Annotated in this window: 7 tRNA genes; all 7 read left to right on the top strand. The window is 49.9% G+C overall.

The annotated features are described in order from the left end of the window. The first annotated feature begins 41 nt into the window (after nucleotides 1–41). The 7 genes from QUF94_RS26040 to QUF94_RS26010 all read left to right on the top strand — a co-directional run bounded on the left by QUF94_RS26040 (nucleotide 42) and on the right by QUF94_RS26010 (nucleotide 648). A tRNA-Lys gene (locus QUF94_RS26040) sits at nucleotides 42–117 on the top strand. Nucleotides 118–126: 9 nt separating this feature from the next. Then, nucleotides 127–208, top strand: a tRNA-Leu gene (locus QUF94_RS26035). 5 nt (nucleotides 209–213) lie between these two features. After that, nucleotides 214–288, top strand: a tRNA-Gly gene (locus QUF94_RS26030). A gap of 12 nt (nucleotides 289–300) precedes the next feature. Then, nucleotides 301–389 (top strand) — tRNA-Leu (locus QUF94_RS26025). A 9-nt stretch (nucleotides 390–398) separates the two neighbouring features. Beyond that, nucleotides 399–475: transfer RNA gene (locus QUF94_RS26020), tRNA-Arg, on the top strand. A 10-nt stretch (nucleotides 476–485) separates the two neighbouring features. Next, nucleotides 486–562, top strand: a tRNA-Pro gene (locus tag QUF94_RS26015). A gap of 10 nt (nucleotides 563–572) precedes the next feature. Further along, nucleotides 573–648, top strand: a tRNA-Ala gene (locus QUF94_RS26010). Nucleotides 649–716: the final 68 nt, after the last annotated feature.

Genomic DNA, 716 nt, shown 5'->3' with positions numbered 1-716 from the left:
CTTCATACAAGCTTAATATAGCATATATAAATAGTTTATATGAGCCATTAGCTCAGTTGGTAGAGCATCTGACTTTTAATCAGAGGGTCGAAGGTTCGAATCCTTCATGGCTCACCATTTTATTATGCGGGTGTGGCGGAATTGGCAGACGCACCAGACTTAGGATCTGGCGCCGCAAGGCGTGGGGGTTCAAGTCCCTTCACCCGCATGTTCGCGGAAGTAGTTCAGTGGTAGAATACAACCTTGCCAAGGTTGGGGTCGCGGGTTCGAATCCCGTCTTCCGCTCCACTATTTATTTATGCCGGGGTGGCGGAACTGGCAGACGCACAGGACTTAAAATCCTGCGGTAGGTGACTACCGTACCGGTTCGATTCCGGTCCTCGGCACCATCTTAATATGCGCCCGTAGCTCAATTGGATAGAGCATCTGACTACGAATCAGAAGGTTGTAGGTTCGACTCCCGCCGGGCGCACCATATTTTTTTTCGGGAAGTAGCTCAGCTTGGTAGAGCACTTGGTTTGGGACCAAGGGGTCGCAGGTTCGAATCCTGTCTTCCCGACCATGATTTTTTTGGGGCCTTAGCTCAGCTGGGAGAGCGCCTGCCTTGCACGCAGGAGGTCAGCGGTTCGATCCCGCTAGGCTCCACCAAAAAAAACTTGACAAGCCGAAATGGCTTTGATATAATCAGAAAGTTGATTCTTTAAAAGGATCAAATT

Source organism: Peribacillus sp. NJ4, assembly GCF_030348345.1.
Classification (GTDB): Bacteria; Bacillota; Bacilli; order Bacillales; family DSM-1321; genus Peribacillus.
Note: the sequence above shows the minus strand (reverse complement) of the source record. Positions and strands in the feature narration are given on the sequence as shown.